Raw genomic sequence first — 25,247 nt, 5'->3', positions numbered from 1 at the left:
GGGTCAGGGGGACGTGGCGAAATAACGCCGGGCCGCGGTTACGTCGTCCTCTATCTGGGCCTTGAGGGCATCGAAGGACTCGAAGCGCCGCTCGTCCCGCAGGTGCTTGAGAAAATCCACCCGCACGTGGCGCCCGTAGAGGTCGCCGTCGTAATCCAGCAGGTGGACCTCCAGCAGGGGCACCGGCTCGTTCCCCCTGACGGTGGGGCGATGCCCGAGGTTGGCCACCCCCAGCAAGGGCGCGGCGCCGTTGCAGTGCAGGCGTACCGCGAACACGCCGCTGACGGGCACCTTGAGGCGGTGCAGATGGACATTGGCGGTGGGAAAGCCGATGGTACGGCCGCGCTTGTCGCCATGGGCCACGCGGCCGTATAAGTTGTAGTCGTATCCCAGCAGACGGCGGGCGAGTTCCAGGTCCCCCGCCTGCAGCGCCGCCCTCACCCGGGTACTGCTGACACGCTCGCCGTCCACCTCGAAGGTGTCACGGCAACCCACGGTGAAACCCAATTCGGGCGCCAGGCCGCTGAGGAAGGCAAGGTCGCCGGCCCGACCCTTGCCGAAGCGGAAGTCGTCGCCCACCAGCACGTGGCGGGCGCCCAGGCGGCGGTGGAGGATGTCCCGCACGAAGGAGTCGGCGGTGATATGCGAGAAGGCGGCATCGAAACGCACGCACAGCACCTGGTCCACGGCGTCCCCGTCCAGGGCCCGCAGCTTCTCCCGCAGCCGCGTGAGCCGCACGGGCGCGCGCTCCGGCGCGAAATACTCCGCCGGCTGGGGCTCGAACAGCATCACCAGGGCCGGCACCTCCAGCCTCCGGGCCTGGACCGCCAACTGGTCCAGCACCGCCTTGTGCCCCAGATGCACGCCATCGAAGTTGCCGATGCTGACGGCACAACCGCGGTGTCGATCCTTCAGGTTGTGCAGGCCCCTAATGAGTTCCACGTGACGGTCTTGGTTGGGAAAGGTCGGATTATACGGTGGCGGGGTCGGTTCACGCACCCGCCACGGGGCGCACGAGTTCCCGGAAGCGCAGGCCGCTGGCCCACAGGGTGGCGCCATAGACCGCCAGGGCCGCCGTCACCCACAGGCCGAGATGGCCGGCACGGGCGAACACGTCCATGGCCGCCCAGTCATCGACCCCCGGCACGCCCAGCCACAGCATCAGCCCCATGACCGCCACCCCCAGGGCCACCCGCGCCCCGAACAGCGGCCAGCCCGCCCCCGGCCGGTAGGTGCCGTCGCGACGCAACATGCCGTAGAGCAGCCCGCCGTTGATCCAGGCCGCCAGGGCGGTGGCGAGGGCCAGCCCAACATGGGCCAGAGTGAAGATAAGCATGAGGTTCATGACCATGTTCGCCACCATGGCAATGATGGCGATGCGCACCGGCGTGCGGGTGTCCTGGCGGGCAAAGAACCCCGGCGCCAGCACCTTCACCAGGATGAAGCCCACCAGCCCAATGGCGTAGGCGACCAAGGCGAGACCGGCCATGCGCACGTCCACCATGGTGAAGGCCCCATAATTGAACAGGGTGATGAGGATGGGCTCGGCGAGCAGCATCAGCCCCAGGGTGGAGGGAAAGCCGATGATCACCACCCAGCGCAGGGCCCAATCGAGATTATGGGACACGACGTCCCGGGAGCCCCGGGAGTAGGCCCGGGACAGCGCCGGCAGGATCACCACCCCCAGCGAGATGCCGAAGATGCCGAGGGGGAATTCCACCAGCCGGTCGGCGTAGTACAGCCAGGACACACTGCCGTTGACGAGAAAAGACGCCAGCAGGGTGTCCAGCAGCAGGTTGATCTGGCCCACCGAGACCCCGAACAGGGCCGGAATCATGAGGGTGACGATACGCCGCAGCCCCGGATGGCCGGGCTCCAGGCGCGGCCGCGTGAGCAGGCCCAAACGGGCCAGGAACGGCAGTTGCAGCAGCAACTGGGCGATACCGCCGAAGAACACTCCCCAGGCCAGGGCATACACTGGCTGGGCGGTGTGGGGCGCCACCCACACCGCCATGGCGATGATGGCGAGGTTCAGCAGCACCGGCGTGAAGGCCGGCACGGCGAAACGCCCGTAGGTGTTCAGCACCCCGCCGGCCAGCGCCGTGAGGGAGATGAACAGCAGATAGGGGAAGGTGATGCGCAGCAGCTCCACCGCCAGGTCGTACTTCTCCTCCTGGTGGATGAACCCGGGCGCGAACAGGGCCACCAGCACGGGCGCAGCCACCACGCCCACCACCGTCACCACCGCCAGCACGCCCCCCAGCATGCCGCTCACCGCCGCCACCAGGGCCCGCACGTCGCCTTGGCCGTATTTCACCCGGTACTCCGAGATGACCGGCACGAAGGCCTGGGCAAAGGCCCCCTCGGCGAACAGCCGGCGCATGAAATTGGGGATCTTGAAGGCCACCAGGAAAGCGTCGGCACCCACCCCGGCGCTGGCACCGATGAGCACGGCGTAGAGCACATCGCGGACGTAGCCCAGCACCCGGGACAGGGTGGTGAGGACGCTGACCACGAGGGTGGAGCGGAAAAGGCGACTGGACAGGGTCGTCTCCTCGAGGGGCGGTCACGGGAGCGATGGCCCCGCATGAAACCGCCGGAATTCATTGACTGACGAAATAATCTCTCGATCCATCACGGATCGAACCCGCCGGGTCGAAACCGCCGCGCACCCGGCCCGGGCCCCACTGGACAAGCCGCATCCATCGGCACTCCCGGGTGCCCATGATGCGTCAAAGTCTCTTGACCGGCAAAGGGCAAATCGTTCAAAATGGTCCTTTTACTGATTGCGGTTATTCGGACTCACGAGAGGTAGCGACTTGGCCAACTCCCCCCAAGCCATCAAGAGAGCACGCCAGGCACTGAAGCGCCGGGCCAGAAACCAGGGACAGCGCTCCATGGTGCGCACGTCTATCAAGAAGGTGGTCAATGCCATCGAATCCGGTGACCGCGAGACCGCCGTCCAGGCCTACACGGCGGCCGTGCCTATCATCGACCGCATGGCGGACAAGGATCTGTTACATCGCAACAAGGCGGCGCGCCACAAGAGCAGGCTCAACGCCCGCATCAAGGCCATGGCCTGACGCCGTGGTCTACCATCGCCTGCCATAGTCAGCCATATGGGGGGGGCGGCACCGCCCCCCGCAAAAGCCGGCCCCCGCGCCGGCTTTTTTACGCCCCAACCCAACCCCTTCCCTATTCCCTATCACTATTCACTATTCACTATTCACTATTCACTATTCACTATTCACTATTCTCTGTTCACCGTTCCCTACTCCCCATTTCCCATTTCCCATTTCCCATTTCCCATTTCCCATTTCCCCAGAGTATGCCTCACACCAACACCAGATTATCCCGATGAATAAGCTCCGGCTCGTCCACGTAGCCGAGGATGGACTCGATGCGGGCACTGGGCTGGCCCTTGATGAGATCCGTTTCCGCCGCATCGTAGTTCACCAGCCCCCGGGCCACCTCCCTGCCATCGGGGCCGACGCAGCTCACCACCTCGCCGCGCTGGAAGGTGCCGGCCACGGCGCTGACCCCCACTGCCAGCAGGCTGCGTCCGGAACGGCGTAATACCTCCACCGCTCCGGCGTCGAGGGTGAGGATGCCGCTGGGGCGGAGCTGCCCCGCCAGCCACTGCTTGCGCGCCGCCAGGGGTGGCTGGGGCGGCTTGAACAGGGTGCCGATGGCCTCGCCCCCGGCCACCCGCGCCAGCACATCGGGGGCCCGCCCCGAGGCGATGATGGTGGCGGTACCCGAGCGGGCCGCGAGCTTGGCGGCGGCCAGCTTGGTCTGCATGCCACCGCGGCCGAAAGCCCCGCTGCCACCGGCGAGGCCCTCCAGGGTGGCATCGCCCGCCTCGGCCAGGGAGATCAGTTCGGCCCCGGGGTCGATACGGGGATCGGCGCGGAAGAAGCCCTCCTGGTCCGTCAGGATCACCAGCAACTCGGCCTCCACCAAGTTGCATACCAGCCCCGCCAAGGTGTCGTTGTCCCCCAGGCGAATCTCGTCCGTGGCCACCGTATCGTTCTCGTTGACGATGGGCACGACCCCGAGGCGCAGCAGGGTGCACAGGGTGGTGCGGGCATTGAGGTAACGCTCGCGGTTGGCCAGGTCCTCCCGGGTCAGGAGGATCTGGGCGGTGTGGGTGCCATAGGTCTGAAAGGCTTGCTCGTAGACCTGCACCAGCCCCATCTGGCCCACCGCGGCCGCGGCCTGAAGCTTGTGCACCTCGTGGGGCCGCCGGGTCCAACCCAGGCGCGTCATGCCCTCGGCCACGGCGCCCGAGGATACCAGGATGATCTCGATGTCCCGCCGCAGCAGGCCCGCCATCTGGCTGACCCAGCCTTCGATGGCCTGACGATCCACGCCCCGCCCGTCGTTGGTGAGCAGGGCGCTGCCGATCTTGACCACCCAGCGGCGGGCGGCGGCGAAGCGGGCGCGTTCAGGCGTCATGCCAGGGGTCATCATCCACCGTGAAGGGCTGGTCAAAATCGCCGGCGGGGCTCTCTGCCGCCGGGGGAGATTCCCGGGTCAGATGAAAGATACGCGCCATGGCCTCGTTCACCAGGGCATCCAGTCCCACACCCGCCAGGGCGGATACTCGGTACACCGGCCCATCCCACTCCAGGGCGGCCACGATGGCGTCACACAGCTCGTCCCGCCGTCCCTCCTCGACGAGGTCCACCTTGTTCAGCACCAGCCAGCGCTCCAGCCCGGCCAGCCGGGGACTGAACCGCCGCAACTCGTGGGCCACCGCGCGCACCCCCGCCACCGGGTCCTGGAGGGGATCCGGCGGGGCCACGTCCACCAGGTGGAACAGCAGACGGGTGCGGGCGAGATGCCTGAGGAAGCGGATCCCCAGACCGGCGCCCTCGGCGGCCCCCTCGATGAGACCCGGGATGTCGGCGATGACGAAGCTCTGCTCCGGCCCCACCCGCACCACCCCGAGTTGGGGATGCAGGGTGGTGAAAGGATAGTCGGCCACCTTGGGGCGAGCCGCGGACACCGCGCGCAGGAGGGTGGACTTGCCCGCATTGGGCAGGCCCAGCAACCCCACGTCGGCGAGCAGGCGCAGTTCCAGTCGCAGGTCCCGCTGCTCTCCCGGGGTACCCGAGGTGGTGCGCCGCGGCGCGCGGTTGGTACTGCTCTTGAAGTGGATATTGCCGAGGCCATGGTGGCCGCCACGGGCCACACACAGGCGCTGGCCCTCCGCGGTGAGGTCACCCATGAGTTCCCCTGTCTCGGCGACCGATACCACGGTCCCGGGGGGCACGCGGATAACCAGATCCTCGCCGCTGCTACCGGTCATCTGGCGGCCCCTGCCGTCTTCCCCCCGCGTGGCCTTGAAGCGCCGGGTATACCGGAAGTCCGCCAGGGTGTTGAGGTTGGGATCGGCCTCCAGATAGATGCTGCCGCCGTCGCCGCCGTCGCCGCCGTCGGGACCGCCCCGCGGGATGTACTTCTCGCGCCGGAAGCTTAGACAACCGTTGCCGCCATTGCCCGCCTCCACCCGGATGGTGGCCTCGTCGACGAATTTCATGGTGCCGTACCAAAAAGGCCCCGTAAGAACGGGGCCTTTCCATGATCCATTATCAATCGCGCCTAATCCGGGCGCACACTCACCGTCTTGCGCTGGCTGGCACCCTTGACCTCGAACACCACCCGGCCGTCGGCCTTCGCAAACAGGGTGTGATCCCGTCCCAGCCCCACATTGAAGCCGGGGTGGAAGCGGGTGCCCCGCTGGCGCACGATGATGCTGCCGGCGTTGACCGTCTCGCCGCCGAAGCGCTTCACGCCCAGGCGTTTGGATTCTGAATCGCGGCCGTTTCGGGTACTGCCGCCTGCCTTCTTATGTGCCATCTATGCTCTCCTGACCATTCAACCGGTGACCATTCAACCGGCGCTGATGCCCGTGATCTCGACCTCGGTATAGGCCTGCCGGTGCCCCATACGCTTCATGTGGTGCTTGCGGCGCCGGAACTTGATGATGTTCACCTTCTTGCCCCGGCCCTGGCCCTTCACGGTGCAGGTCACCCTGCCGCCGGCCACGTAGGGCGCGCCGATCCGGACATCGCTTCCCTCACCCACCATCAGGACATGGTCGAAATCCACGCTGGCACCCTCGTCGCCCACCAGCTTCTCGACACGGATCCGGTCCCCTTCCTTGACCCGATACTGTTTACCACCCGTAATAAATACCGCGTACATCGAAGTGCTCCGCATACTGGTTGTCGCCCCTCATTAGGGACGCCGGAAAAGCGCGGGATTCTAATCGGTTTCACGCTTACAAACAAGGTGGTAGACGCCGTGCAAAGCCGCACACGACATTATGTTTGCAGGGCAACCCCCGCCTCCCCTCCGATCCAGGCCCAGACCGGACCACGGCCGCTGCCCCATTGTGGGTATTCCAGAAAGAATGTGGGAACATGGGGGGTGTCAGGCAGTGGTTGTGGCCCCGGCGGCGTGCTGATCACCGCGGTACACCAAGGCATTGACTCCGGCTTCGGGGAGGCTCACGCCTGCGGCGCGACTAACTTCCCGGCCGCGGGCGGTGCCCGACGCTGCCGGCTTTGAACCATCCATTTTTCAGGGGCCACCTCGCCATACATTCGCCATGCTAGAGAAGGGTCAATCCATATCCCCTGCCTACTCAGGCACAGTCCTCCAGCCATCCCTCGATCTCGACCAGATCCGGGCCCTGGTATTGGAGGACGCGGCCGCCGTCGACCTCACCATCCGCGAGCGTCTCAGCTCCGAGGTGGTGCTCATCGACCAGCTCAGCCACTACATCATCAACAGCGGGGGCAAGCGGCTGCGTCCGCTGCTGGTGCTGCTAAGCGCCGGCGCCTGTCACTATCGCGGCGAACATCACATCACCCTGGCGGCCGTCATCGAGTTCATCCACACGGCGACCCTGCTCCACGACGACGTGGTGGATGCCTCCAACCTGCGCCGCGGCCGCGAAACGGCGAATTCCATCTGGGGCAACGAGGCCAGCGTGCTGGTGGGCGATTTTCTCTACTCACGCTCCTTTCAGATGATGGTATCCGTGGGCAACCCCCGGGTCATGGAGATCCTCGCCGACACCACCAACGTCATCGCCGAGGGCGAGGTGCAGCAGCTGCTGAATTGTCACGAACCGGACACCACGGAGGAGCAATACCGCCGGGTGATCCAGGCCAAGACCGCCAAGCTGTTCGAGGCCGGTAGCCAGCTGGGCGCCATACTGGCGGGCCGCCCGCGGCAGGATGAGACGGCCCTGGCCCGCTATGGGCTCCACCTGGGCACCGCCTTCCAGCTCGTGGACGATGCGCTGGACTACAGCTCCTCCGCCGCCGCGCTGGGCAAGAACATCGGCGACGATCTGGCAGAGGGCAAACCCACCCTACCCCTCATCCACGCCATGCGCGAGTCGGCGCCGGCGCAACGCGAGGTGCTGCGAGAGGCGGTGCGTAATGGCGGCCTGGCGGACATCGATGCCGTGGCATCCGCGATTGAATCCACCGGGTCCATCGCATACACTGCGCACGCCGCGCGCACCGAGGCCGCAAAGGCCATCGCGGCGCTGGCGGATATTCCCGACTCGGCCTACAGGGATGCCCTGGTCGCCCTGGCGGAATTCGCCGTGGAGCGGGACTACTGAAGTCCGCCTGATTCCCTACCGCTCGGGGTGTAGCTCAGCTTGGTAGAGCACCGCCTTCGGGAGGCGGTGGTCGGAGGTTCAAATCCTCTCACCCCGACCAAAAATCAATGACTTACGGACCACCTAACCCGCGCTCCACCTTCGGGTAAGCACAGGGTAAGCAGAACAGCAAGGAAGGCCGCCGTGCTCTTCAATGCCCGCCAGCACCCTGCCAGGTGCTCCCGGTGTCCACATACCCACGAATCCCGATAGCCGCTCCTGGCGGCGCTCAGGGCCTCCAGGGGGGTCTTTCGCAGCGGGGGACGGGCTCGGCCAGGGGCATCAAGAATTATTGACGCCAGGCACAAAAAAGCCCGGCGCGGGGCCGGGCTCGGGGGAAGGGAAACCAAGTGCGGATCAGAATCGAGGCACCCCTGGAGGTGAACGTGGTCAAGGCGGAATTGCTGGAACGTAAACAGAGTGCTTGTGAGTCGCGATTCGTTACTTTCTTGAAGACCGGCAAGCTCGTTCAAGACCCCGCGACAGTTCGAGACATTTTCACCGAGTAAAGGCGGATTCGTTCATGGAAGAGATCACGTTCTACGTCCAAGGCTCAGCACCCGAGCCGTACCGCGTCACTTTCATCAGAAACGGGGGCAACCTGTCCGCTTACTGCACATGCCGGGCCGGCGAAAATGGCATGTACTGCAAGCATCGATTTCAAATCATGGAAGGGCTTACGGATGATATCGTTAGCGATAACACCACCGAAGTTCAAACTGTGAGTTCATGGTTGCCGGGGACGGATGTAGGGACCATTTACGCCGATGTCGTAGCTATCGAGAGGGAAATCGGACTACTTAAGAGGCGCCTCGCGAAGCTAAAGAAGGACCTCGCTCAAGCGATGCGGGATTGAATACCCCGCCGAAGCGGGGCGTGGTCGGCATAGGGCGCCGGAGTAAATTCAAGATTGAGTCTCGTCGGGCTCATCAGATAAGAACTCGATGATCTCATCTGGCGTCGCGTCATAACGGAAACCCAATACCGGAACATTCATGCCGGGTTCAAGCAGCATGAACTCGCCGTAATCATTAGGCGGAGAATACCGGCGGGACTTGGTTGCTATATACCCGTTACGCTTTGCTAGCCGGCGGGCTCTGGCCTCAATGGAATGTTGCTGCGATTGCATGGCGTCCTCACTCGTGGGTTGAAGGGAGGATGGCGGATACCCCGACCACGCTCGAATCCGCTCACCTATGCCATGCCGTGCCGCGTCTCTGCCCCCGCATGCCTTGGGTCGGGTCGGCTGCGGGCTTAGCGTCAAAGATAAACCCGCCGGCCAACAAAAGTAAACCGCCACAACAATGCACAGCCGCAGGGGTGCCCTTGAGGCCACTTGTGTGCCTTCAGAAGCGCCCACCGGCCAGCGGCGATACCAGCCCAGCCGCGGGTAACCAAGGTGGTGATGGAACATCTACCGCCATCGGCCAAGGACGGGCCTGCCGAATTATCCTGCCGAATTATCAAGAATAATTGATAAAGTCCCGGCGTTGGCAGGCACGTCAGCAGGAAAAGAAGCATCAGCCAGTTGGGCGGCAGCATCTACCTCCTTCCTTCATGGGACATCCTCATTTATAGCCAGCTACCGCGCTTCCACACCCAAGGGCCAGTGTCGTCTAGTCGCAACTGAAAACGGGAACATCGTTCTCGTCGATTCGGATATTGGAGTAAACGTTGAATTCGAAATAGCCCCGGGGGTTAGGAACTCCCCAGCCAGTTGCTCGAAGCGAATTCCGGTCCCAGATTTCGACGTGGATTATCGAAGCAGAGTCCGGCTCGATTAGACCCGTGTAAGCAGCCCGGAAGCCCTCCGGGCTTAGGTCACGCTTCCACCATATTATCTGGCAGTCCTTGGATTCTTCTTCTTTCAGGGAATCCTCCACGCCTTTCCTGATGGCGGTGGCCTCCTCCTCAATAGTCCGTAATGTTTCTTCAGCCCTACGCATTAGTCGCTGGGCTTCGTCAGCCTCCTTCTTTTCCCGAATCCTTGCCCGCTCTTGCTCCTTGACCCACCCAGGTACAGTTGCCGGTGCGCATCTAGGGTCTACTGTGTTTTCCAAAATGCATTCACAGGGCACTGTTGAGCGCGTAATTCGGCCATCCGGCAATTCGCAGCTGTACATTTCAAAGGCTTCTGCTCCTCCCCACGCAATGGCCATAGCCATGACAACAATGAGTCTTGGCTTCATAGACGCGCCTCCTTTTGCAACTGTCCGCGGACCCTCAGTATAGAAGCCGCTGGTTAATCGCGCGCCGTCGCCTGGATTCTGCTTTGGTTGTGGTCCCCGCTACCACGGGCACGGTATCGGCCGCAGGGGTGCCCCTGTGGCCTTCTGTGCGCCTCCAGGGGCGCCTACGGGTCAGCGGCGATACCAGCACACCAGATACGGGTGAACAGCGGCCAGGGGCAAGCCGGTGGGCGTCAAGAATAATTGATAACCGCCGGGGCCTGGCCCAGCAGGCGCCCAAAAAAAAGGCCCGGGTTTCACCCCAGGCCGAAGGTGCCGACCGTGGGGAACTACCCCCCGTCCGCTTTCGCTATTTGCGGGGCCATGCACCCGCGGGCCGCGACGGCCCAACCGATCGATCAGGGCCGTCGCGGATTCATCCAGCCAGTCGGCGGGGACTCCCGGCGCGGCCTATCCCGGTTGCGGGGAACAGACCGCCCAGGGTGAGCGCGCCAGCCGCCCCCCTCGCGGTCAGGCCGGGGCGGGGTCCAGACGAAGGGAGATAGTCGGGTGGTCATCGGGTGTCCCTTGGATTAATCAAGATTTCAAGTCAGCCGCTAGCGGCAATTCACGGGCTTGCGTCTCCGCAGTTGCCCCCGCCGTGAGGACCCGTAAACCTCATCGCCGCATCGATGCCGGTGGGGTTGTCATCGGACCCGCCTCGCGCTGGTGTGCGCGGATGCGTAGGAACTTGTCGGCGGCCTGGCGGACGTGCGGGTCGAAGATGTAGGTGGTCACGGCTTCGGCCGTCGGCTGCAGGCGCCACGTTGAACCGCCGCTCCTCACCACCAGGTGATCACCCTCCATGCCTACGGTGGTCATCGCATCAAGCGCCAGGGTTTTTTACAGCAAAGCGGCCGGTCCAAAGAAAGGCAAAGTCAGCCGTGACAGCCAGATCTACCCCCGAAGACGAAGCCTTAGTCCGTACCGGCTCAACGTGAAACGGCCGGCCAGCGTGTTGCCCCAGGTGAAGCATTGTTAGCGCCGGTGCAACCTGCGGATCCCCCATCAAATACCACGCGTTGCTGTCCGTCAGCCACGGGAGCACCACCAGCTCCACGCGGGCCGGATCGCCAGGTTCCCAAATATGATTGATTACGCCGCGGGAAACGGTTTCAAGGGCGGGGTGGACCACCAGGAACCGAGGGCCGACGCCTACCACGTCACCGGCGGGATTCGTTAGGCCGCGCAGTATCTGGATCGCTTCGTCAAGGGTCGGCGTCGAAGGCGCAGCGCCGGCGGCTACCAAATTGCCGTCAGTTGCGTTGAACGGGGCTCTTCCGTCGGCCAGGTTCGCGGTACTTTCCAGCTTGCTCGTCAAAGCAGTCAGAAGGGTCCGCCCCTGCGCTCCGCCGGCCTCCATGGCGGTGGTGAGCAAAAGCCCGGCGTTGTCCCCGTAAAAAACCTTGCGAGAGAAAGAAATCGTCCCCCCGTGCTCCTCGATGCCGGCGTCCTCAAGTGCCTGGCCTTCCGTTACCCGCAGGCGCTCATATGCTGCGCCGTCGGCAACGGTGTCCAGGGTGCCGACACCAACCCGGGCAAGGGTCGTCGATTTGAAATCGCTCACACCAACCGGCCGCGCGAGATTCACGGCGCCGGCAACGGTGCGATCGAAGGTGGTGCCCGATATCTCGGCGATGGTGTTCGCCAGGCTTGCGGTAAAGTCGGAGGAGGTCATCGCTCTGGTGAGGATCTGATCGGTATCCCGCGAGTCAGGATCCATCTGCCCGTGGCGTGGATCGTGGCAACGGACCCAATCCCCGAAGGATAAGTGCTCCACCATGGACCGCACTGTGGGCGAAGCATCCGCAGCGATTCCATTGGCGCGGCCCCTGATAAAATCGGCGCCGTACTGGCGCAGCTCGTCGGGCGAAAATCCAAACTTCGCAAATTGCGCCACGGAGATGCCGCGCTGGTCGGCGAGTTGAGTGAGAAAGGCCTCTCGGCGGTTTTCGGTCATGCGCTTGATCCTCTGTTCATGTGGTGTTTGAACCAGCATGGCGCTAACGAGGCCATTAGCAAGACAGGTCTCGGAGGATGGAATAGAGACCTTCCGGCGTTCGTACCGGCCGCCGTGCCGTGACGATGCACGCCACCGCCCGCGCCAGCTCGCCATCGGGCATCCGCCCCCGCTCGTACTCCTCCACCGCCTCCGCCACGCGCCGCGCCTGCTCCCACGGAGTAGATCCGCCCACCACATCCGCCGCACGGACGATAGCGGCGTCCCGGGTCGGCTCCGGTCCTACAGCCAGGGCCTTGGCCAGGGAGGCACCCGTGGCGGCCCGCTGCAAGGCCTCCAGCAACCTGGCCACCACCACTGGCGGCAGGGGCTCGTGAGGGTCCTTCGCCAGGTGTGCGGCCAGGGGGCCGAGAATGGGGCCGAGGGCGTCCACGTCAGTGCCGAGTGTTTACAGTCAACACAGTGGGACGCCAGCCGCTAGCGTAGAACTGCACTGCCCCGCAACCGCAGCCAAGTTCCCAGGAGGACCCGCGACAGCCATGCTCAGAACGGAAGGTCGTCATTGAACGGCGTGCCGTCCTTCGCTGCATCCACGGTGCTCTTGCCTTGCTCTGTACGCTTCCCCTTGGCGCGTGGTCTCACGGTCTTTGCGCTGGCCAGCTCTTCTACGATCACCTGTAGCGTCTCGCGGGCCTCGCCGTCGGCACCAGTCCAGGCGTTTAGTTCAAGCCGGCCGAACACGCTGACAGCCTCGCCCCGGTGGTGCTCAAGTAGTTGCTCGGCCCGTCCGCCAAACGCCAGCAGCTTCAGCCACAGCGGCGCAGCGTCCTCGTCCTTGCCTGCGTCTACTGCAAGGTTGCAGGTGGCCATGGCCTTTCCCGTCTTGGTCGCCACGCGCCGTGGGTCGGCACCCAAACGGCCGTATGCCGCAATCGTTGCGCTCATCGTTTCCGCACCTCCAGCACTCGCCGCTTCATGGTCTTCATCCTCCGGGCCTTATCGGCCTTGTGACGCTTGTGACGCTTCCCCCTATATAGGGCGTCCTTGTAAAAAGAGAGGTGAGTCTGGGAGGACGGTCAATAATGGAATAAGCGTCACAAGCGTCACAGACTCATCTCCAATCCCTCTGTGAGGTCGTCGACTCCACCAGCGTGACTACTCTCCACCCTTGCAGCTTGCGGGCCTCGCGGTCCTTTTTAATGGTGATTCCACGCTCCCGCAGCGCTTGAGTTAAAGCGCGCTGACTCCACTCCCGGGTTCCGTGGGCTCGGCACCAGTCGCGGTGCCGCTCGTATACGACGCTGCTAGGCACGTCGGTCTGAGGATCGAGCCGCATCTCGTCCGCCATGAACTGGCCTAACAAGTCCTCGGCATCGAGGTAGTCATCCGTGGCGGCTATAACGCTCGCAGGGACGCACAGGCCATGCCGGTACCACTCCACCGCGCCCTCGATCATCCACTGTAGGATCGCGCCGTGTTCGTCGCGCAATTTTGCTTCCAGTTTGGGGTCACGCTGGCTTGCCGGGATCGTGGCCGTGAAGGGAATTAACAGTAGGCGGCGGCGCATTGCCTCATCCACGGCGCCGATGCTCGGCTGATGGTTGCCGACGATCAGTATCGTGAACTGCGGCTTGTAGGTGAAATAGTCTTGCCTCATGAACCGCGCCGTGATCGGGTCGCCGCCCGTCAGGTCTTTGATCACGGATTCGTTCCAGGCACGTCCCGCCGGCAACTCGGATCCAACCACCAGTCGCGCCCCTTGTAGGCCGGCTAGGTCTGTCGGATGGCGCTCGCCCTTCGCGGACAGGAAGGCCTCAGCGGGCGCCCGGGCAGCGTAGTCCGCCAGGATCGAGTGTAGGGTGTTTGCGAAAACGCTCTTGCCGTTTCCGCCGGAGCCGAAGGCAAAGGGCAGCTTGTGTTCCGTCGTATAGCCGGTGAGCGCGTACCCGGCCAGGCGCTGCAAAAACGCCACCATCTCACTGTCCCCCCGCATCGCCGTTGCCAGGAAGCGCAGCCACAGGGACGGCTCGCCGGCCACAGGCTCGATGCGTGTGTGTTTGGTGATGTAGTCGTCGCGCGCAGCGGGGCGCAGCTCGCCGGTCCGTAGGTCGACGGTGCCGCCGGGTGTGCCCAGCAGGTCCAGACAGCCGTCCCATTGCTCAACGCTAGCGGCCAGCTCGGGGTTACTGCGTGCGGTGCTTTCGACGCTCGTCCGCGTCCCCGCCTGCCGCAGCGTTTTCGCTTCGTTGCGCGCCCACCGCTCTACCTTTTCGGCCTCGGTCGCGTCGTGGCACTTCTCCGCTTGACGCCGCGCCCAGGCCTCAAGGTCTCGTGCCACCTGGCGGAGAAAATGACGCGCCTCGGTCATGTGCCGCAGGCGGTCATCTACTTCCCAGCGGCTCCCACTCCAGAATAGCCACCGGTCCCACGAGGCGACATAACGGGCGCGGCTGTTCCATCCGCCGATGCTGCCCAGCAGCAAGGCGAGCTCGTCGTGGGATAGATCGGGGTGCGATTCATCGTCCCGGTCGATAGCGGCGGGAGCGTTACCGGATGATGCAATCTCGCCCTGCCGCTCCAGTTGGCCCCGCACTGCATCTATTCCTTCCGCGGTCGCCAGGTCGTTCATGTCCGTGGGTCTGGTTGTGGTGTCTGTGAACTCCGGCACCACCAGCCGGGCCCCTGTGGCCTCGGCTGCATCCTGGGCCTTAGTCGCCCCGGGGTTGCCCTCGGTCCAGGCGTCGTTGTCTGCGACGATTACTATGGTGATGGTGGGATAGGCACCCCGCAGGGTCTCGGCGACGGTACGGAGGTTGCCCGCGTTGAAGGCAACGGCCACGGCCTTGTCGGTGGCCTCGTGAATGGTGGCGGCGGTGGCGTAACCCTCGGCGACGTACAGCACGCGGTCGGGCTTGTCGATGAGGTGGTAATGCCCGCCTACTGCGCCACCTGGGAGGAACCGCTTGTTGCCATCAGGGTGAATGGCCTGGAGGGAATGTAGGGTGCCCGCCACGTCCCGCAGGGGCACCAGCAGGGCACCATCATCGCGCACGCGTAGTCCGTGGGGCCTTACCCCCTTGGCTTTAAGGTACGGATGCTCTGTGCCCGCCGGCTGCGCGGCCTCCCATGCTGCCGCTGCCTTCTGGCGGGCCTCGGTGCGCTCCTGCTCCAGTGCCTTGTCGCGTTCGGCTTTGGCCCTCTCGGTGCGCCGGCGGAGTTCGTCGCGCTCGGTCTGAGAGAGTTGCGTATCGCTCTTGGAGCACCACTTACCTTCGACGCCGGACTTCCAACTGCCGAAGGCGCCGGCCGGCAGGCCATCTCCATGTAGGATGTACCACCCATTCCGGCTCCCGTTTTTATCTTCCGGCACGCGGAACCGATGCAGGCGCCCATCGGCGGTCATGTGCTCGGGTGGGGTAACGCCAGCAGCCTGCATGGCGGTTGCGAAGTCGGCGGCGGGGTCGGAGGTGATAGTGGTCACTGCCGGCGCTCCAGTTTTGCCAAGCGCTTCTGACAATCCGCGAGCGCGATCAAAAGGCGATCGATCTCCAGGGACATCTCCGAGGAGAACACCATGTCGCTGGGGGCTGTGAACCGGGCCAGGCGCCGGCGGAGGCGGGCCATGATGGAGCGCTTAGCCGGTGCGGTGCTATGATCGGCAGTGCGCACCCCGCGCATATCCATGCTGTCCCTGGCGCCCGGCCTGCCCGCCGGGCGCTTTCGTGTCCGGGCCACCGTTATGCCGCCGCGGAGCTCGAAGCCATGGGCGCCGTGAGCTTTGACTCGATCCAAGAATCAAGATCCGACTCCGCATAGACGGCGCGCTTTCCAAATTTTCTATAGTGGGGTCCGCCGCCGACCGTCGCGTATTTTTGAAGGGTGGTCGCGGCGCAGCTCAGGCCTCGCGCAGTGATGTAGGCAGAGGCCTCTTTGCGAGAAAGATAACGGTCGGTCATGTTGGGTGCTCCTGTCGCGTGATTGACGTTGACAGAAGCTTAGGGCGTGACCGCGCCCCGCGGGTTTCAAAAAACGCCGTTTTGAAATGGGGCCCGCTATTCGTCCTTGATCAACCGAAATAACGTCGAACGGCTCAGGCGGAAGCGCTGGGCGACGATCTCAAGCGGATCGTTTTCGCCCTCGAAAGGGTGACGGGCACGGCGGCTCTTGCCGCTGTTGTGCTTCTCCAGCGCTTCGCGCGCCCGTTGTTCTCCCAGTCTCGCTCCCGCTTCTAATTCCCGCTTCCTACGTGCCATTTGAGCGGTTTTGCCTGTCTCGACGCCGAAGGCGCGATCAAGGCTTGGCGCCTCTCCGGCCTGCCATTTCATCAAGGCAATTCGCAGCCGGTTCATTGCCTCCTCTGGGATCGGTGGATGATCCGTAATTGCCAGCACATAGAGCATTAGGTCAATTCCGGCCTCGCCGTCGCCGTCAAGCCAGCGTTCAATTTTCCTCTGGAAGCGCTCGGTGACCTCCCGCTTGAATTCGTCCTTGTTCATCGCCGCAACTCCATGCGTGCCTCGGATCCAGGCTTTGGGGTCTGTTGCGGCTTAGGCATCGCTGTGGCCCTCCGTCTGGATGGGCACCACGTCTGCCGCCTTCCTCCCTTCCAGGGCCGCACTGATGCCGCTGGCGGCCTTCTCCGCCAGCCGTGTCCGCACGTCCTGCGCCATGTGGACATACCGCTGACTGGTAGCAATGTCGCGATGCCCCAGCACCGCCATGATGTGGGCGGCTTGGCTACCAGATTCGGCCATGCCGGTGGCCAGTGAATGCCTGAGACCATGAAGGCCTAGAGAGGGATTTAGGCCGGCCTCCTTGCGGATGACCGTCCAGGGCTTCGCCAGGTTGATCACCCCTTTACCCTTGGCGGGGCGGAATACGAGATCATCCGCCTTCCCCTCGGGTTGCTGGGAGATGATGGCCGCTGCCGCGCTCGGCAGTCCTATGGTTCGAGTCTCTCCGGTCTTCCGCCCGGTCTTGTGGGATTCCGCGGGAAGCTCGGCAAGACCCTCCTTCAACTTGACGTGCCGCCACCGAAGGCCGGCAATCTCTCCGCGCCGCGCCCCGGTCAAGGCAATCACCCGGATGGCGGCGGCGGCTGCACGGGAGACCTTGAACTCGGCTTCAAGAGCATCGATGGCCGCGAACAGGGCCGGGTACTGATCCAGCGTTAACACCAGGTCGCGCCGCCCGTCCTTGCCTATCGCGATTCCGGTAGCCGGGTTTTCGGTGAGCATCCCTTCCTTGATGGCCCATCCATATACGGACTTCAGCAACCGGATCGACATGCGGGCCGCGCCTTCGCCGCCGCGGACACGGGCCAGCCCCCGAAGGCCTGTCTTCTCAGTTGTGGCGGTCTTGCCCGCCTTGATAGCCGCGAACGCCTTGCGGATGTCGTCGGGCTTGAGTTGATCCGCCACCTTGCGCCCCAGCAGCGGTTTAAGGTGCCGATTCACCCGCCCCCGGTCGGATCCCTGCGTGGACTCCGCTTTCTCCGCGAACGCGGCCGATTCGAGATAGAGATCCAGTAGCTTGCCGACCGTGACGGCCTGCCGGCGGCCCTCCTTTTCGGCCAGGGGGTCGCGACCCTCGTTGACGGCCCGTTGATACTCCTTCGCCTTGTCGCGGGCCTCGTCTGGCGTGTACGCGCCATGCCTCCCGATCGTCGCGCGTCTCGTGTGCCCCGCAGGGTCGCGGTACTGGTAGGCGTAGGATTTTTTTCCGGTCGTCTGTACCACCAGCGCGAAGCCGGGGATAACCTCGTCCCATACGTAAAGCCGCGACGCGCCAGGCTTCGTGCTGTCCACTAATCGCTTCGTGATTTTCGCCATTCATCCGTCCTCGGGTTTTGCTTACCCGGCCATTTGGGTAAGCACAGGGTAAGCAGGCCGCAGTAATTCAGGGTAAAACAGCGCCTGACCACCGCCTTACCTAGTAAGGCAATTATGGCTTAGGAATGCGGCCTCAGCAAGGACTAGCATGTTTGGGTAAGCAAGGGAAAACCACACGGAAGGGCCTTCGGGAGGCGGTGGTCGGAGGTTCAAATCCTCTCACCCCGACCAATAATTTCAATCACTTACCGAATATCGCCAGCTGCTTAAGTTCTCTGTGCCAGCACCATGTCAGCAGAGCAGCCAGGAAGGCCGCCATGCTCTTCAAGGCCGGCCCGCACCCTCGGCCAAGCAGGCCAGGCCCATATCCAGATGCAGGTGGAGCAGGCCGGGGTCCAGATGCAGGGTGAAGTTCACCACCAGGCACCGCTCGCCAGCAACCCGGGGGGCGTAGCTATCGAGAGGGAAATCGGACCACTTAAGAGGCGCCTCGCGAAGCTAAAGAAGAACCTCGCTCAAGCGATGCGGGATTGAAAAATCCGCCGAAGCGGGGCGCGATAGGGGCAGGGTGCCCTCCAAGCGGCAGGCCTGCCCTGGCCTTCAGTCGATACCCGAACTCCGCACCCTTCGCCGATACGCGCGATAAACGGTGCTCACATGCACGCCATGCCGGCTATCTGGAGCGGGAGCTCCGGCCGCTCACCGCTCGGGCAGGCCCGCGGCGCGCAGGTCCTCCAAGAAGGGCCCCATGAGGTGATCCGTCAAAGCCATGGAATCCCGCAGCTGGGCGATGCTCGCGTTCGGACTCTGCACCCGGAGCTGCTCCATCTCCCACTCAGCATCGTCCATCAGCCCCTGCCTCACGTAGCTCGCGATCAGGTAGAGGCGGGGCGGCCCGGCGGCCTGGTTCTTGCCCAGCGCCGTGGTCAGGAGCTCAACCGCCTCCTCGTAGCGACCCATCAGGTAGTAGGCCCTGCCCAAGTTGTAGGGATAGTCGAAGGTGTAGAAGGGATTGAGTTCCATGGCCCGCTCGATCTGACGCGCGGCGTCCTCGGGCCTGCCCCAGTTGTTATTGATGAGAGCCAGCAGACCGTAGCCGTCGGCGTAGCTGGGCGAGATGGCGATGGCCTGCTCCACGGCACGGGTCGCCTCCTCGTACTCGCCGAGGAAGAGCAGCGTGTAGCCCAGGGCCCAGTAAGCCTGGGGCACCGAGGGGCCCAGGGCTACCGCCTCGCGGGCCAGCTCGAGGCCGCGGGGGAGGGCCTCCTGGGGCGCCTCGGACCAGCCACGGAGGTACTGGCGGACCAAGGCGACGGACAGCGCTCCGTAGGCGCGCCCGAAGGCCGGATCCAAGCGGATGGCCTCACGGTAAGCGGAGATGGCTTCCGCCAGCCCTTCCCGGGTCAGCAGGTGGAAGCTGCGCTGACCCTGAAGAAAGGTATCGTAGGCCTCGAAGCTCACCTCGGCGCTCGCCTGCAGCGCCGCCCGCTCCTGGGTGGTCAGGCGGATGGCCAGCGCCTCAATAATATGCCCCGTAATTTCGTCCTGGATGCGAAAGATGTTCGCCAGCTCGCGGTCGTATCGCTCCGCCCACAGCGGCGAGCCGCCCCCCACGTCCATAAGCTGCACGTTGATCCGCACCTGCCCTGCCGCCTTGCGCATGCTGCCGTCGAGGATGTAATCCACCCCGAGCCGCCGGCCCGTGTCCACGGCATCTATCCTGGCCGAGGGGGCGTCCTTGAGGCTTAGCGCCGTGTGGCTGGCGATGACGCGCAGGCCGGATAACTTCGACAGGTCGGTGATGACGTCCTCGGTCATGCCGTCCGCGACGTACTCGTCATCCGGATCGTCGCTCACGTTACGGAAGGGCAGCACCAGGATGACGGGGCTCTCGGTGACGGCCTGTGGCGCCGGGACGGTCGGCAGGCCGGCCCCCGGTTCTCCTGCCGGTCCGGGCCCCGGGTGGCGGCCCACGAGAAAGACGCCCCCGGCCAGGGCCACCACGACCAGCGCAAACGCGATGGCGCGGCCCCATCCGGCCCCGGCATTTGCGGGCGCTACGCAGGGCGGGGAGCCGGCTGCCTCCTCGAACTCGACACGGGCGATCAGCCGGTAGCCCATCTTGGGGATGGTCTCGATGATCCGAGGACTCTGGCGTTCGTCACTGAAGGCCTTGCGGAGCTTGTTGATGGCGGTGGTCAGCGCCTCGTCGCCGACGATGACTCCAGGCCACGCCGCCTTCAGCAGCGCCTCGCGGCGCTGGACCTGGCCGGGGTGACGCGCCAGGTGGGCGAGCAGCAGGGTGGTCCTGGGCTCGAGCCTGACGGTTTCCCCGCCCCGCCGGAGCACATGGCAGGCCTCGTCCAGACCCCAGCCATCGATGACGAGCCGCGCCGAGCCCTCACCGGCGGTGACAACCGCCTCGCTCCCACGCCCCGCCGCACTCCCGCTCATGTTGTTAACCTGCTGAATTAAAAAGGAAATAATTTCGTTAGGAAAAGATGAGCCAACCTTTACCTCGCCGTCAGGGGAATCCGTTCGGCCCCGCCTAGAGTCTAGCCCGGGTCCAGGGAAAAAGCGTCGTATCGAGCCCCTGGCACCCGGACAAGACTGCTCAACGACACTGACCGAGGATACTCCCATGAACGCACGTCAATACCTCAACGCTTCATTTCCCCACCGCGCCCGTCGGACCGGCGCCGCCGTGATACTGCTGGCCGTGAGCCGTTCCAAGCGCGTTTTGTCTCACTTGGCTGCCGTGGCTGCTGTGGCGGGTGCTTCTGCCGCTGTCTCCGCCGAGGACTTGGCCTTGGATCCTTGCATGGATGAGGACGAGTCGGCGACCGGTCACTATGTGACCCAGGCGGTGACCCAGGCGCGCGAGAATGTCTCGGGTGAGGAAATCGCTAAATTTGTCGGAACCGGTAGTGGCACTGATGATTCGATTTCGGCCTTCGGCGGCAACCAGGAAGAGTCCCAGCGTTAAACGAAGGGAAAAATAGACGGGCGGGTGTATACCCGCCCATCCTCAAAAAAAACATTTTCCGATTCCCGCCTTATTCGGATTAGAATCTCAACATTAATCGGTCTTTGGTGAAGCGGGCTAAAAATCTGGAATTACCTCCACCGCCGGATTTTCAGGAAATGAAGAATGAAATTCCTTTGGCACGGATGTAGATCGGGCTTCATCCCGACACTCGGCCCCGCCTCATGCACCCCGCGCCGGGTCGGAATCCCCACCGGCGGGCTGTCGGGCTGAAGCCCGACCTACACAACGCCCCCACTGCCCATTCCTTTAGCACGGATGTAGGTCGGGATTCATCCCGACATTCAAACCCGCCGCGCATACCTTGCCCGGGGTCGGTACCACCCGCCAGCGTTCGGTGTCGGGCTGAAGCCCGACCTACAGCCCGACCTTCTTGTCTTAACGAGAGGATATTCTTCTTTCTACATCCACGAATTCTGCGGAGGAGCCTTTTTGATCAGGACAAGCCAATCAGATACATCTATCTCGTGCGAGTGCGCAAAATCGAAGGGGAATACCTCGCCACCGCGCGGGACGTGCCCGAGGCCGTCACCAATGGCAAGACGCGGGATGAGACGATACAGGCCATGAGCGATGCCCTGGGCGCTGCACTCGCGGGATACGCTTTGGCTGGGCAGGACGTGCCGCTACCCTCGCCCGCCAAACGAGGGGAGCGCATGGTCCTCGTGGTGCCCTTGGTCGCGGCGAAACTGGCCCTACGATCCGCGATGCGGGATGAGGGTGTCGGCAACGCCGACCTGGCGCGGCGCCTCGCGGTGTCGGAGGGTGCGGCGCGGCGCTTGGTGGACCCAGATCATGCCTCCCGCATAGATGGCGTGGTTGCGGCCCTGGCGGTCTTGGGGCGGGCGTGGTAATCGAGGACATCTCCGTGGCGAAGGTCGCCTAGAATCATTCGAGTTTCCGCGCCAGATCTCCCGCGCGGCGATGGTCGTATCTGGCAAGCATCCGGAGGTCGTCGTGACCCGCGTCGGCCGCCAGTTTGATCACGTTTGATAGCCGTTGCGTCAACCAGGAAGTGGCCTTCATGCCGTAAACTGAAGTTCCTACACCAGCGATCCGAGTTTGCTCGCCGATTCCAGCAGTTAGCTTGAATGCGGGTGCAGCGTTCTGTCTACATGGTGAACTGTCGGGCGAAGTCCAGTGCGCGCTGCTGGGCGGTGGCCACGGTGGTCAGGTCAAAGGTCGGCGCATCGGCGCCGGCATCGGGGGTACGAAAGGTGTTGCGCACAATGGTCGACAGCTCGGTGGCCAGCATGTGGAAGCTATGCACCGGGGTACCGTCATCAAGCGTGCGTCGGCTCGCTTTGGTCTCGGCTGTTGGGGTGCGCTTCGCCGGCACCCCCGGGGCGCCTGTCGCCGACCGGGGCAAAGGCGGGGCTCCGGTGGACCTGGGACAGGGCGTTCCTCAGGGACAGGGAATGGCGTCGAAGGTGTGGACCACGGGATGGGGGTCGGATGCGGTCAGGGTGGCCGTACGGTCCACCAGGCAGGTGGCCATGCCGGCGGCGCGGGCGGCGTCCAGCTCGCCCACCACGTCGGAGAGGAACAGGATCTGCCCCGGCGCCCGGGCCGTGGCGTTGGCGATGGCGTGGTATGACTCGGGCGCCTGCTTGGGGCCGGTGGTGGTATCGAAATAGCCGCTGAACAGGGGTGTCAGGTCGCCCGCGGTGGTGTGGGCGAAGAAGAGCCGCTGGGCCTGCACGGAGCCGGAGGAGTAGACGAACAGCGGCACCCCGTCCGCGTGCCAGCGGCGCAGGCGGGCCACCGCGTCGTCGTAGACATGGGCCCGATAGTCTCCCTGCTCGTAGCCCTCCTGCCAGATCATGCCCTGCAGGGCCTTGAGCGGTGTGGCCTTACGGTCCTCGTCGATCCAGCCGCACAGCACCCGGGCCACCTCGGCATCCTCCAAGTGATCCTCCAGGGGCACTCCCACGGCCTCCCGCACGGCATCGAGCTGGCGGCGCACGGACTCCTCGGCGCCGTGGCGGGCGATGAAGTCCTCCATGCGCTCCCGAGCGTAGGGGAACAACACCTCTTTGACGAAGCTGATGGAAGACGTGGTGCCTTCGATATCCGTGAGGACCGCCGCTACGCCCCGGCCATCCGCCTCATTCACGGTAACGGGGGTAGCGGGAGGCCACGGTGTCGCCGGTGAATTCCGCCACCCAGCCGTCGGGCACGGTGAAGAAGCGGATGCACTTGAAATCCGGCTCCGGCCCCATGTCGAACCAGTGGCGGGTGTCGGCGGGGACGCTGATGAAATCGCCCTGGGTGCACTCCAGCCCGTAGACGCCATCGTCCAGACGGAAATAGAACAGGCCCGAGCCGTCTACGAAGAACCGGACCTCGAAGTCGCCATGGCTGTGCTCGTCGAGGAACTTGTGCCGCATGGCCTCCCGCTCGGGATGGTTCGGGCGCAGGGCCACCACGTCCACGGAGCGGAAGCCGTACTCGTTCTCCAGCGCCTGCACCTCCGGTTCGTAGGCGGCCAGCACCTCGTCCTGGCCGGCCGTGGCTGCCAGGGAGCGGGTGGGCCAGCGTTCCAGGCGGATACCCGCGTCCAGCAACAATTCCGCGATGCGGGCGTGGTCGTCATGGGTCTCCCGCAACGCCCCGTCTTGGTCGTATACCCTGAGCTCGGTCATGGCTGGCTTGCCCCCATTTGCAGTTGGCAGTTGAAGAGGAAATCGAAGGCTTCGAGGTAGTGCATGGTGCGGGCGATGTCGGGGCCCCAGGCGTATAGACCGTGGCCGCGGATCAGATATCCCGGTACCGCCGGGTTCGCGCCGAGACGGGCCCTTACGGCCTCCACGAGGCGCGGGATATGCTGGTCGTTGTCGAAGATGGGGACGTCCAGCACCTCGTCATGGCTGGCGTGGCCGGGAAAGGCCTTGATGAGTTCGTAGCCCTCGATCCGCACATGGTCGCCGGGGGTCGCCAGGGACAGGACGGTGGCGCCGGGGGAATGGACGTGGAGTACGGCAGCCACCGCCGGATCCGCCAGGTACAGGGCGACGTGGAGCAGGGTCTCCGCCGAGGGCCGCACGCCCGGCTCCAGGGCATGCCCCTTCTCGTTGACGGCCATGATGTCCTGGTTCGTAAGGGCGCCCTTGGGGGCGCCGGACACCGTGATGGCGAAGCGGCTGGGGTCCAGCCGCGCGGACAGGTTGCCGCTGGTGGCCGGCAGCCAGCCGCGTTCGTAGAGCCGTTGTCCCGCGGCGATGAGTTCCGCCGCGCGTTCATAGAATGCCCCTTGCAAATGATCCATGGTGTCTCCGCCGGATGGGGGCGCGGTGCCCGCGTCAGTCTCCCAGCCAACCGAACAGGCGCTGGTACCACTTTTTCTTGCGGGGTGGGGGCGGCGGCGCCTCGGGGGGCAGGATGCGGATGACCGCCTCCACCGCCGACTTCTCCGCCTCCCGCATGATGGCCTCGATGGACATGTCGAGCCGTTCCTCCTCCTTGGCCATGACACGGGTCAGCACCAGCTTGTTGTCCTCCTTGCAGGCCCGCAGGATCTTACGGATCTCGTTGCGGATGCGCAGAGTGACCCGCTGCCTGTCCACCGCGCTGTTGACCTTGAAGAGCTGATAGATCTGGTGCTTGCCATAATAGGCGTAGAAGGACACCACCTCGATGAGCACGTTGCGGGCGGCCAGCAGTAGTACGCCGTCGATGTTGTTGGCCAGGTGGGGATTGCCCACCCCGCGGAAGATCGTGTTGATGGATGCGGCGAGTTCCTCTTCGGGGATATACATCACCTCGTCGTCCACCAGGAAGATGCCGGATACGGAGCGCTCCACGCCGAGGGCCTTGAGACGAATGACGTTGAGGCGCTCCACCGCCTGGCGGATCTGCTTCATGAGGTTCTCGCCGATGATGAGATTCACCTCGTTGGCCATGTCCCGCGCCCGGCTCACCAGGGCATGGAGTTCTTTTATCTCCTCCGTGGTGAGGCCCTCGAAATGAGTCTCCCGATAGCGCTGGCGGGTACGGTCCACGGCCTGCTTGAGCTGGTGGTGGATATCCTCCAGACGCCCGATCTCGTCGCTCGTAAGATCCCGTTCCTTGATCACCTCGCGAAAGGTGGCGATGAGGCGAATGGTGGGGGAATCGCTGCGCGTGAGATCGTTGAAAGCGTCGTACCCGCCGAGGATGCTGGCGAACTTGTAGACGGTACGCAGGTCCCCGTCCCGCGGCGCGGCCAGGGCCTCCGCGTCGTCAGGGCCGGCGACCTCGCCGTGCTCCGCCCTGAGGTCGATGACCGCCAGGGTCTGGTCGAAGGCCTCACTGGTGGCATCGGGGATGGGCATCACCCGCACCGTCTCGTTGTGGCCGAGTTGGGCGAGGGCCTCGACGTTCAACACCTCGTCCCGCCGGTCGGCGGCGTCCGGGGAGGCGGATGATGGGGCCGTCATGGGTTGATGGCTTCGATTTGCATGGGCCTATTCTAAGGCCATGGCGAGGGATTTACCGCGGCGCGCGTCATGGGCCG

General features: G+C 64.4%; 27 protein-coding genes, 1 tRNA gene and 1 pseudogene. 6 read left to right on the top strand and 23 right to left on the bottom strand.

Features of this window, described 5'->3' with window-relative positions:
* Window positions 1–3: 3 nt before the first annotated feature.
* Together ribF and murJ are read right to left on the bottom strand one after the other, a co-directional pair.
* The gene (gene ribF, locus U5S82_14140) at window positions 4–942 is read right to left on the bottom strand and encodes a bifunctional riboflavin kinase/FAD synthetase (GenBank protein ID MDZ7752769.1); all 939 of its coding nucleotides are present in this window, start codon (window positions 940–942) and stop codon (window positions 4–6) included.
* A 49-nt stretch (window positions 943–991) separates the two neighbouring features.
* The gene (gene murJ, locus U5S82_14135) at window positions 992–2,545 is read right to left on the bottom strand and encodes a murein biosynthesis integral membrane protein MurJ (GenBank protein MDZ7752768.1); all 1,554 of its coding nucleotides are present in this window, start codon (window positions 2,543–2,545) and stop codon (window positions 992–994) included.
* A 274-nt stretch (window positions 2,546–2,819) separates the two neighbouring features.
* Here murJ and rpsT point away from each other — a divergent pair, with 274 nt between their 5' ends.
* Window positions 2,820–3,083: a 30S ribosomal protein S20 gene (gene rpsT, locus U5S82_14130; GenBank protein ID MDZ7752767.1), complete on the top strand. Its 264-nt coding sequence runs from the start codon at window positions 2,820–2,822 to the stop codon at window positions 3,081–3,083.
* A gap of 250 nt (window positions 3,084–3,333) precedes the next feature.
* Here rpsT and proB read toward each other — a convergent pair whose 3' ends face one another.
* From proB to rplU, 4 genes and pseudogenes are all read right to left on the bottom strand, one after another.
* Window positions 3,334–4,458: a glutamate 5-kinase gene (gene proB / locus U5S82_14125; protein ID MDZ7752766.1), complete on the bottom strand. Its 1,125-nt coding sequence runs from the start codon at window positions 4,456–4,458 to the stop codon at window positions 3,334–3,336.
* Window positions 4,459–4,522: 64 nt separating this feature from the next.
* Window positions 4,523–5,545, bottom strand: a pseudogene (gene cgtA, locus U5S82_14120) (Obg family GTPase CgtA).
* Between the two features lie 62 nt (window positions 5,546–5,607).
* Window positions 5,608–5,865 carry a 50S ribosomal protein L27 gene (rpmA, locus tag U5S82_14115; protein ID MDZ7752765.1) on the bottom strand — a complete coding sequence of 86 codons (258 nt, stop codon included), beginning with the start codon at window positions 5,863–5,865 and terminating at the stop codon, window positions 5,608–5,610.
* Between the two features lie 33 nt (window positions 5,866–5,898).
* Window positions 5,899–6,213, bottom strand: a complete 315-nt coding sequence (gene rplU / locus U5S82_14110; GenBank protein MDZ7752764.1) for a 50S ribosomal protein L21 — start codon at window positions 6,211–6,213, stop codon at window positions 5,899–5,901.
* A gap of 406 nt (window positions 6,214–6,619) precedes the next feature.
* Between rplU and ispB the strand changes: the two genes are divergently transcribed.
* From ispB to U5S82_14095, 3 genes are all read left to right on the top strand, one after another.
* Window positions 6,620–7,648 (top strand): octaprenyl diphosphate synthase, encoded by a 1,029-nt coding sequence (ispB, locus tag U5S82_14105; GenBank protein MDZ7752763.1) that lies wholly within the window; start codon window positions 6,620–6,622, stop codon window positions 7,646–7,648.
* Between the two features lie 23 nt (window positions 7,649–7,671).
* Window positions 7,672–7,748, top strand: a tRNA-Pro gene (locus U5S82_14100).
* 462 nt (window positions 7,749–8,210) lie between these two features.
* Window positions 8,211–8,543, top strand: a complete 333-nt coding sequence (locus U5S82_14095) for a hypothetical protein (GenBank protein ID MDZ7752762.1) — start codon at window positions 8,211–8,213, stop codon at window positions 8,541–8,543.
* A gap of 48 nt (window positions 8,544–8,591) precedes the next feature.
* On the opposite strand, the gene U5S82_14090 is transcribed toward U5S82_14095, so the two are convergent.
* The 12 genes from U5S82_14090 to U5S82_14035 all read right to left on the bottom strand — a co-directional run bounded on the left by U5S82_14090 (window position 8,592) and on the right by U5S82_14035 (window position 20,160).
* Window positions 8,592–8,816 carry a hypothetical protein gene (locus U5S82_14090; GenBank protein MDZ7752761.1) on the bottom strand — a complete coding sequence of 75 codons (225 nt, stop codon included), beginning with the start codon at window positions 8,814–8,816 and terminating at the stop codon, window positions 8,592–8,594.
* Between the two features lie 131 nt (window positions 8,817–8,947).
* The gene (locus U5S82_14085; GenBank protein MDZ7752760.1) at window positions 8,948–9,229 is read right to left on the bottom strand and encodes a hypothetical protein; all 282 of its coding nucleotides are present in this window, start codon (window positions 9,227–9,229) and stop codon (window positions 8,948–8,950) included.
* Window positions 9,230–9,303: 74 nt separating this feature from the next.
* On the bottom strand, window positions 9,304–9,876 hold the full coding sequence (locus U5S82_14080; GenBank protein ID MDZ7752759.1) for a hypothetical protein: 573 nt from the start codon (window positions 9,874–9,876) through the stop codon (window positions 9,304–9,306).
* Between the two features lie 657 nt (window positions 9,877–10,533).
* Complete coding sequence (locus tag U5S82_14075) at window positions 10,534–10,737, bottom strand: hypothetical protein (protein MDZ7752758.1); 204 nt, start codon at window positions 10,735–10,737, stop codon at window positions 10,534–10,536.
* 4 nt (window positions 10,738–10,741) lie between these two features.
* Window positions 10,742–11,875, bottom strand: coding sequence for a hypothetical protein (locus tag U5S82_14070; protein ID MDZ7752757.1), 1,134 nt, complete (start codon window positions 11,873–11,875; stop codon window positions 10,742–10,744).
* 55 nt (window positions 11,876–11,930) lie between these two features.
* On the bottom strand, window positions 11,931–12,308 hold the full coding sequence (locus tag U5S82_14065; protein MDZ7752756.1) for a hypothetical protein: 378 nt from the start codon (window positions 12,306–12,308) through the stop codon (window positions 11,931–11,933).
* A 110-nt stretch (window positions 12,309–12,418) separates the two neighbouring features.
* Window positions 12,419–12,820 carry a single-stranded DNA-binding protein gene (locus U5S82_14060; GenBank protein MDZ7752755.1) on the bottom strand — a complete coding sequence of 134 codons (402 nt, stop codon included), beginning with the start codon at window positions 12,818–12,820 and terminating at the stop codon, window positions 12,419–12,421.
* 166 nt (window positions 12,821–12,986) lie between these two features.
* Complete coding sequence (locus U5S82_14055) at window positions 12,987–15,356, bottom strand: phage/plasmid primase, P4 family (GenBank protein ID MDZ7752754.1); 2,370 nt, start codon at window positions 15,354–15,356, stop codon at window positions 12,987–12,989.
* On the bottom strand, window positions 15,353–15,667 hold the full coding sequence (locus tag U5S82_14050) for a hypothetical protein (GenBank protein ID MDZ7752753.1): 315 nt from the start codon (window positions 15,665–15,667) through the stop codon (window positions 15,353–15,355). The genes U5S82_14055 and U5S82_14050 overlap by 4 nt, the downstream gene beginning before the upstream one ends.
* 260 nt (window positions 15,668–15,927) lie before the next feature.
* Window positions 15,928–16,371 (bottom strand): hypothetical protein, encoded by a 444-nt coding sequence (locus tag U5S82_14045; protein MDZ7752752.1) that lies wholly within the window; start codon window positions 16,369–16,371, stop codon window positions 15,928–15,930.
* Between the two features lie 51 nt (window positions 16,372–16,422).
* Window positions 16,423–17,706, bottom strand: coding sequence for a site-specific integrase (locus U5S82_14040; GenBank protein ID MDZ7752751.1), 1,284 nt, complete (start codon window positions 17,704–17,706; stop codon window positions 16,423–16,425).
* A gap of 699 nt (window positions 17,707–18,405) precedes the next feature.
* A complete protein-coding gene (locus U5S82_14035) occupies window positions 18,406–20,160 on the bottom strand; it encodes a winged helix-turn-helix domain-containing protein (GenBank protein ID MDZ7752750.1) in 1,755 nt (584 codons plus the stop codon).
* Between the two features lie 187 nt (window positions 20,161–20,347).
* Here U5S82_14035 and U5S82_14030 point away from each other — a divergent pair, with 187 nt between their 5' ends.
* Together U5S82_14030 and U5S82_14025 are read left to right on the top strand one after the other, a co-directional pair.
* Entirely contained in the window at window positions 20,348–20,692 is a 345-nt protein-coding gene (locus tag U5S82_14030) for a hypothetical protein (GenBank protein ID MDZ7752749.1), read from the top strand.
* Between the two features lie 527 nt (window positions 20,693–21,219).
* Window positions 21,220–21,606, top strand: a complete 387-nt coding sequence (locus U5S82_14025) for a type II toxin-antitoxin system HicB family antitoxin (GenBank protein MDZ7752748.1) — start codon at window positions 21,220–21,222, stop codon at window positions 21,604–21,606.
* A gap of 257 nt (window positions 21,607–21,863) precedes the next feature.
* Here U5S82_14025 and U5S82_14020 read toward each other — a convergent pair whose 3' ends face one another.
* The 5 genes from U5S82_14020 to U5S82_14000 form a co-directional block, all read right to left on the bottom strand.
* Window positions 21,864–22,091, bottom strand: a complete 228-nt coding sequence (locus U5S82_14020; protein ID MDZ7752747.1) for a hypothetical protein — start codon at window positions 22,089–22,091, stop codon at window positions 21,864–21,866.
* Window positions 22,092–22,157: 66 nt separating this feature from the next.
* Window positions 22,158–22,868, bottom strand: a complete 711-nt coding sequence (mtnC, locus tag U5S82_14015; GenBank protein ID MDZ7752746.1) for an acireductone synthase — start codon at window positions 22,866–22,868, stop codon at window positions 22,158–22,160.
* The gene (locus U5S82_14010) at window positions 22,861–23,397 is read right to left on the bottom strand and encodes a cupin (GenBank protein MDZ7752745.1); all 537 of its coding nucleotides are present in this window, start codon (window positions 23,395–23,397) and stop codon (window positions 22,861–22,863) included. Before U5S82_14010 ends, mtnC begins: the two co-directional genes overlap by 8 nt.
* On the bottom strand, window positions 23,394–24,020 hold the full coding sequence (locus tag U5S82_14005) for a methylthioribulose 1-phosphate dehydratase (protein MDZ7752744.1): 627 nt from the start codon (window positions 24,018–24,020) through the stop codon (window positions 23,394–23,396). Before U5S82_14005 ends, U5S82_14010 begins: the two co-directional genes overlap by 4 nt.
* 34 nt (window positions 24,021–24,054) lie before the next feature.
* Window positions 24,055–25,170 (bottom strand): hypothetical protein, encoded by a 1,116-nt coding sequence (locus tag U5S82_14000; GenBank protein MDZ7752743.1) that lies wholly within the window; start codon window positions 25,168–25,170, stop codon window positions 24,055–24,057.
* Window positions 25,171–25,247 lie beyond the last annotated feature (77 nt).

The sequence above is a fragment of the Gammaproteobacteria bacterium genome, assembly GCA_034522055.1.
Classification (GTDB): domain Bacteria; phylum Pseudomonadota; class Gammaproteobacteria; order JAABTG01; family JAABTG01; genus JAABTG01.
The sequence above is the reverse complement of the archived record's forward strand: the minus strand, read 5'-3'. Positions and strand labels throughout refer to the sequence as shown.

Excerpts from the sequence above, each read along its gene's own strand:
- U5S82_14045 (MDZ7752752.1), bottom strand. The coding sequence starts at position 16,371 with ATGAACAAGGACGAATTCAAGCGGGAGGTCACCGAGCGCTTCCAGAGG.
- U5S82_14005 (MDZ7752744.1), bottom strand. The coding sequence starts at position 24,020 with ATGGATCATTTGCAAGGGGCATTCTATGAACGCGCGGCGGAACTCATC.
- U5S82_14095 (MDZ7752762.1), top strand. The coding sequence starts at position 8,211 with ATGGAAGAGATCACGTTCTACGTCCAAGGCTCAGCACCCGAGCCGTAC.
- U5S82_14010 (MDZ7752745.1), bottom strand. The coding sequence starts at position 23,397 with ATGACCGAGCTCAGGGTATACGACCAAGACGGGGCGTTGCGGGAGACC.
- U5S82_14030 (MDZ7752749.1), top strand. The coding sequence starts at position 20,348 with ATGAACGCACGTCAATACCTCAACGCTTCATTTCCCCACCGCGCCCGT.
- U5S82_14085 (MDZ7752760.1), bottom strand. The coding sequence starts at position 9,229 with ATGCTGCCGCCCAACTGGCTGATGCTTCTTTTCCTGCTGACGTGCCTG.
- U5S82_14080 (MDZ7752759.1), bottom strand. The coding sequence starts at position 9,876 with ATGAAGCCAAGACTCATTGTTGTCATGGCTATGGCCATTGCGTGGGGA.
- U5S82_14060 (MDZ7752755.1), bottom strand. The coding sequence starts at position 12,820 with ATGAGCGCAACGATTGCGGCATACGGCCGTTTGGGTGCCGACCCACGG.
- U5S82_14075 (MDZ7752758.1), bottom strand. The coding sequence starts at position 10,737 with ATGACCACCGTAGGCATGGAGGGTGATCACCTGGTGGTGAGGAGCGGC.
- U5S82_14090 (MDZ7752761.1), bottom strand. The coding sequence starts at position 8,816 with ATGCAATCGCAGCAACATTCCATTGAGGCCAGAGCCCGCCGGCTAGCA.
- proB (MDZ7752766.1), bottom strand. The coding sequence starts at position 4,458 with ATGACGCCTGAACGCGCCCGCTTCGCCGCCGCCCGCCGCTGGGTGGTC.
- U5S82_14040 (MDZ7752751.1), bottom strand. The coding sequence starts at position 17,706 with ATGGCGAAAATCACGAAGCGATTAGTGGACAGCACGAAGCCTGGCGCG.
- rpmA (MDZ7752765.1), bottom strand. The coding sequence starts at position 5,865 with ATGGCACATAAGAAGGCAGGCGGCAGTACCCGAAACGGCCGCGATTCA.
- ispB (MDZ7752763.1), top strand. The coding sequence starts at position 6,620 with ATGCTAGAGAAGGGTCAATCCATATCCCCTGCCTACTCAGGCACAGTC.
- U5S82_14000 (MDZ7752743.1), bottom strand. The coding sequence starts at position 25,170 with ATGACGGCCCCATCATCCGCCTCCCCGGACGCCGCCGACCGGCGGGAC.
- U5S82_14070 (MDZ7752757.1), bottom strand. The coding sequence starts at position 11,875 with ATGACCGAAAACCGCCGAGAGGCCTTTCTCACTCAACTCGCCGACCAG.
- U5S82_14035 (MDZ7752750.1), bottom strand. The coding sequence starts at position 20,160 with ATGAGCGGGAGTGCGGCGGGGCGTGGGAGCGAGGCGGTTGTCACCGCC.
- rplU (MDZ7752764.1), bottom strand. The coding sequence starts at position 6,213 with ATGTACGCGGTATTTATTACGGGTGGTAAACAGTATCGGGTCAAGGAA.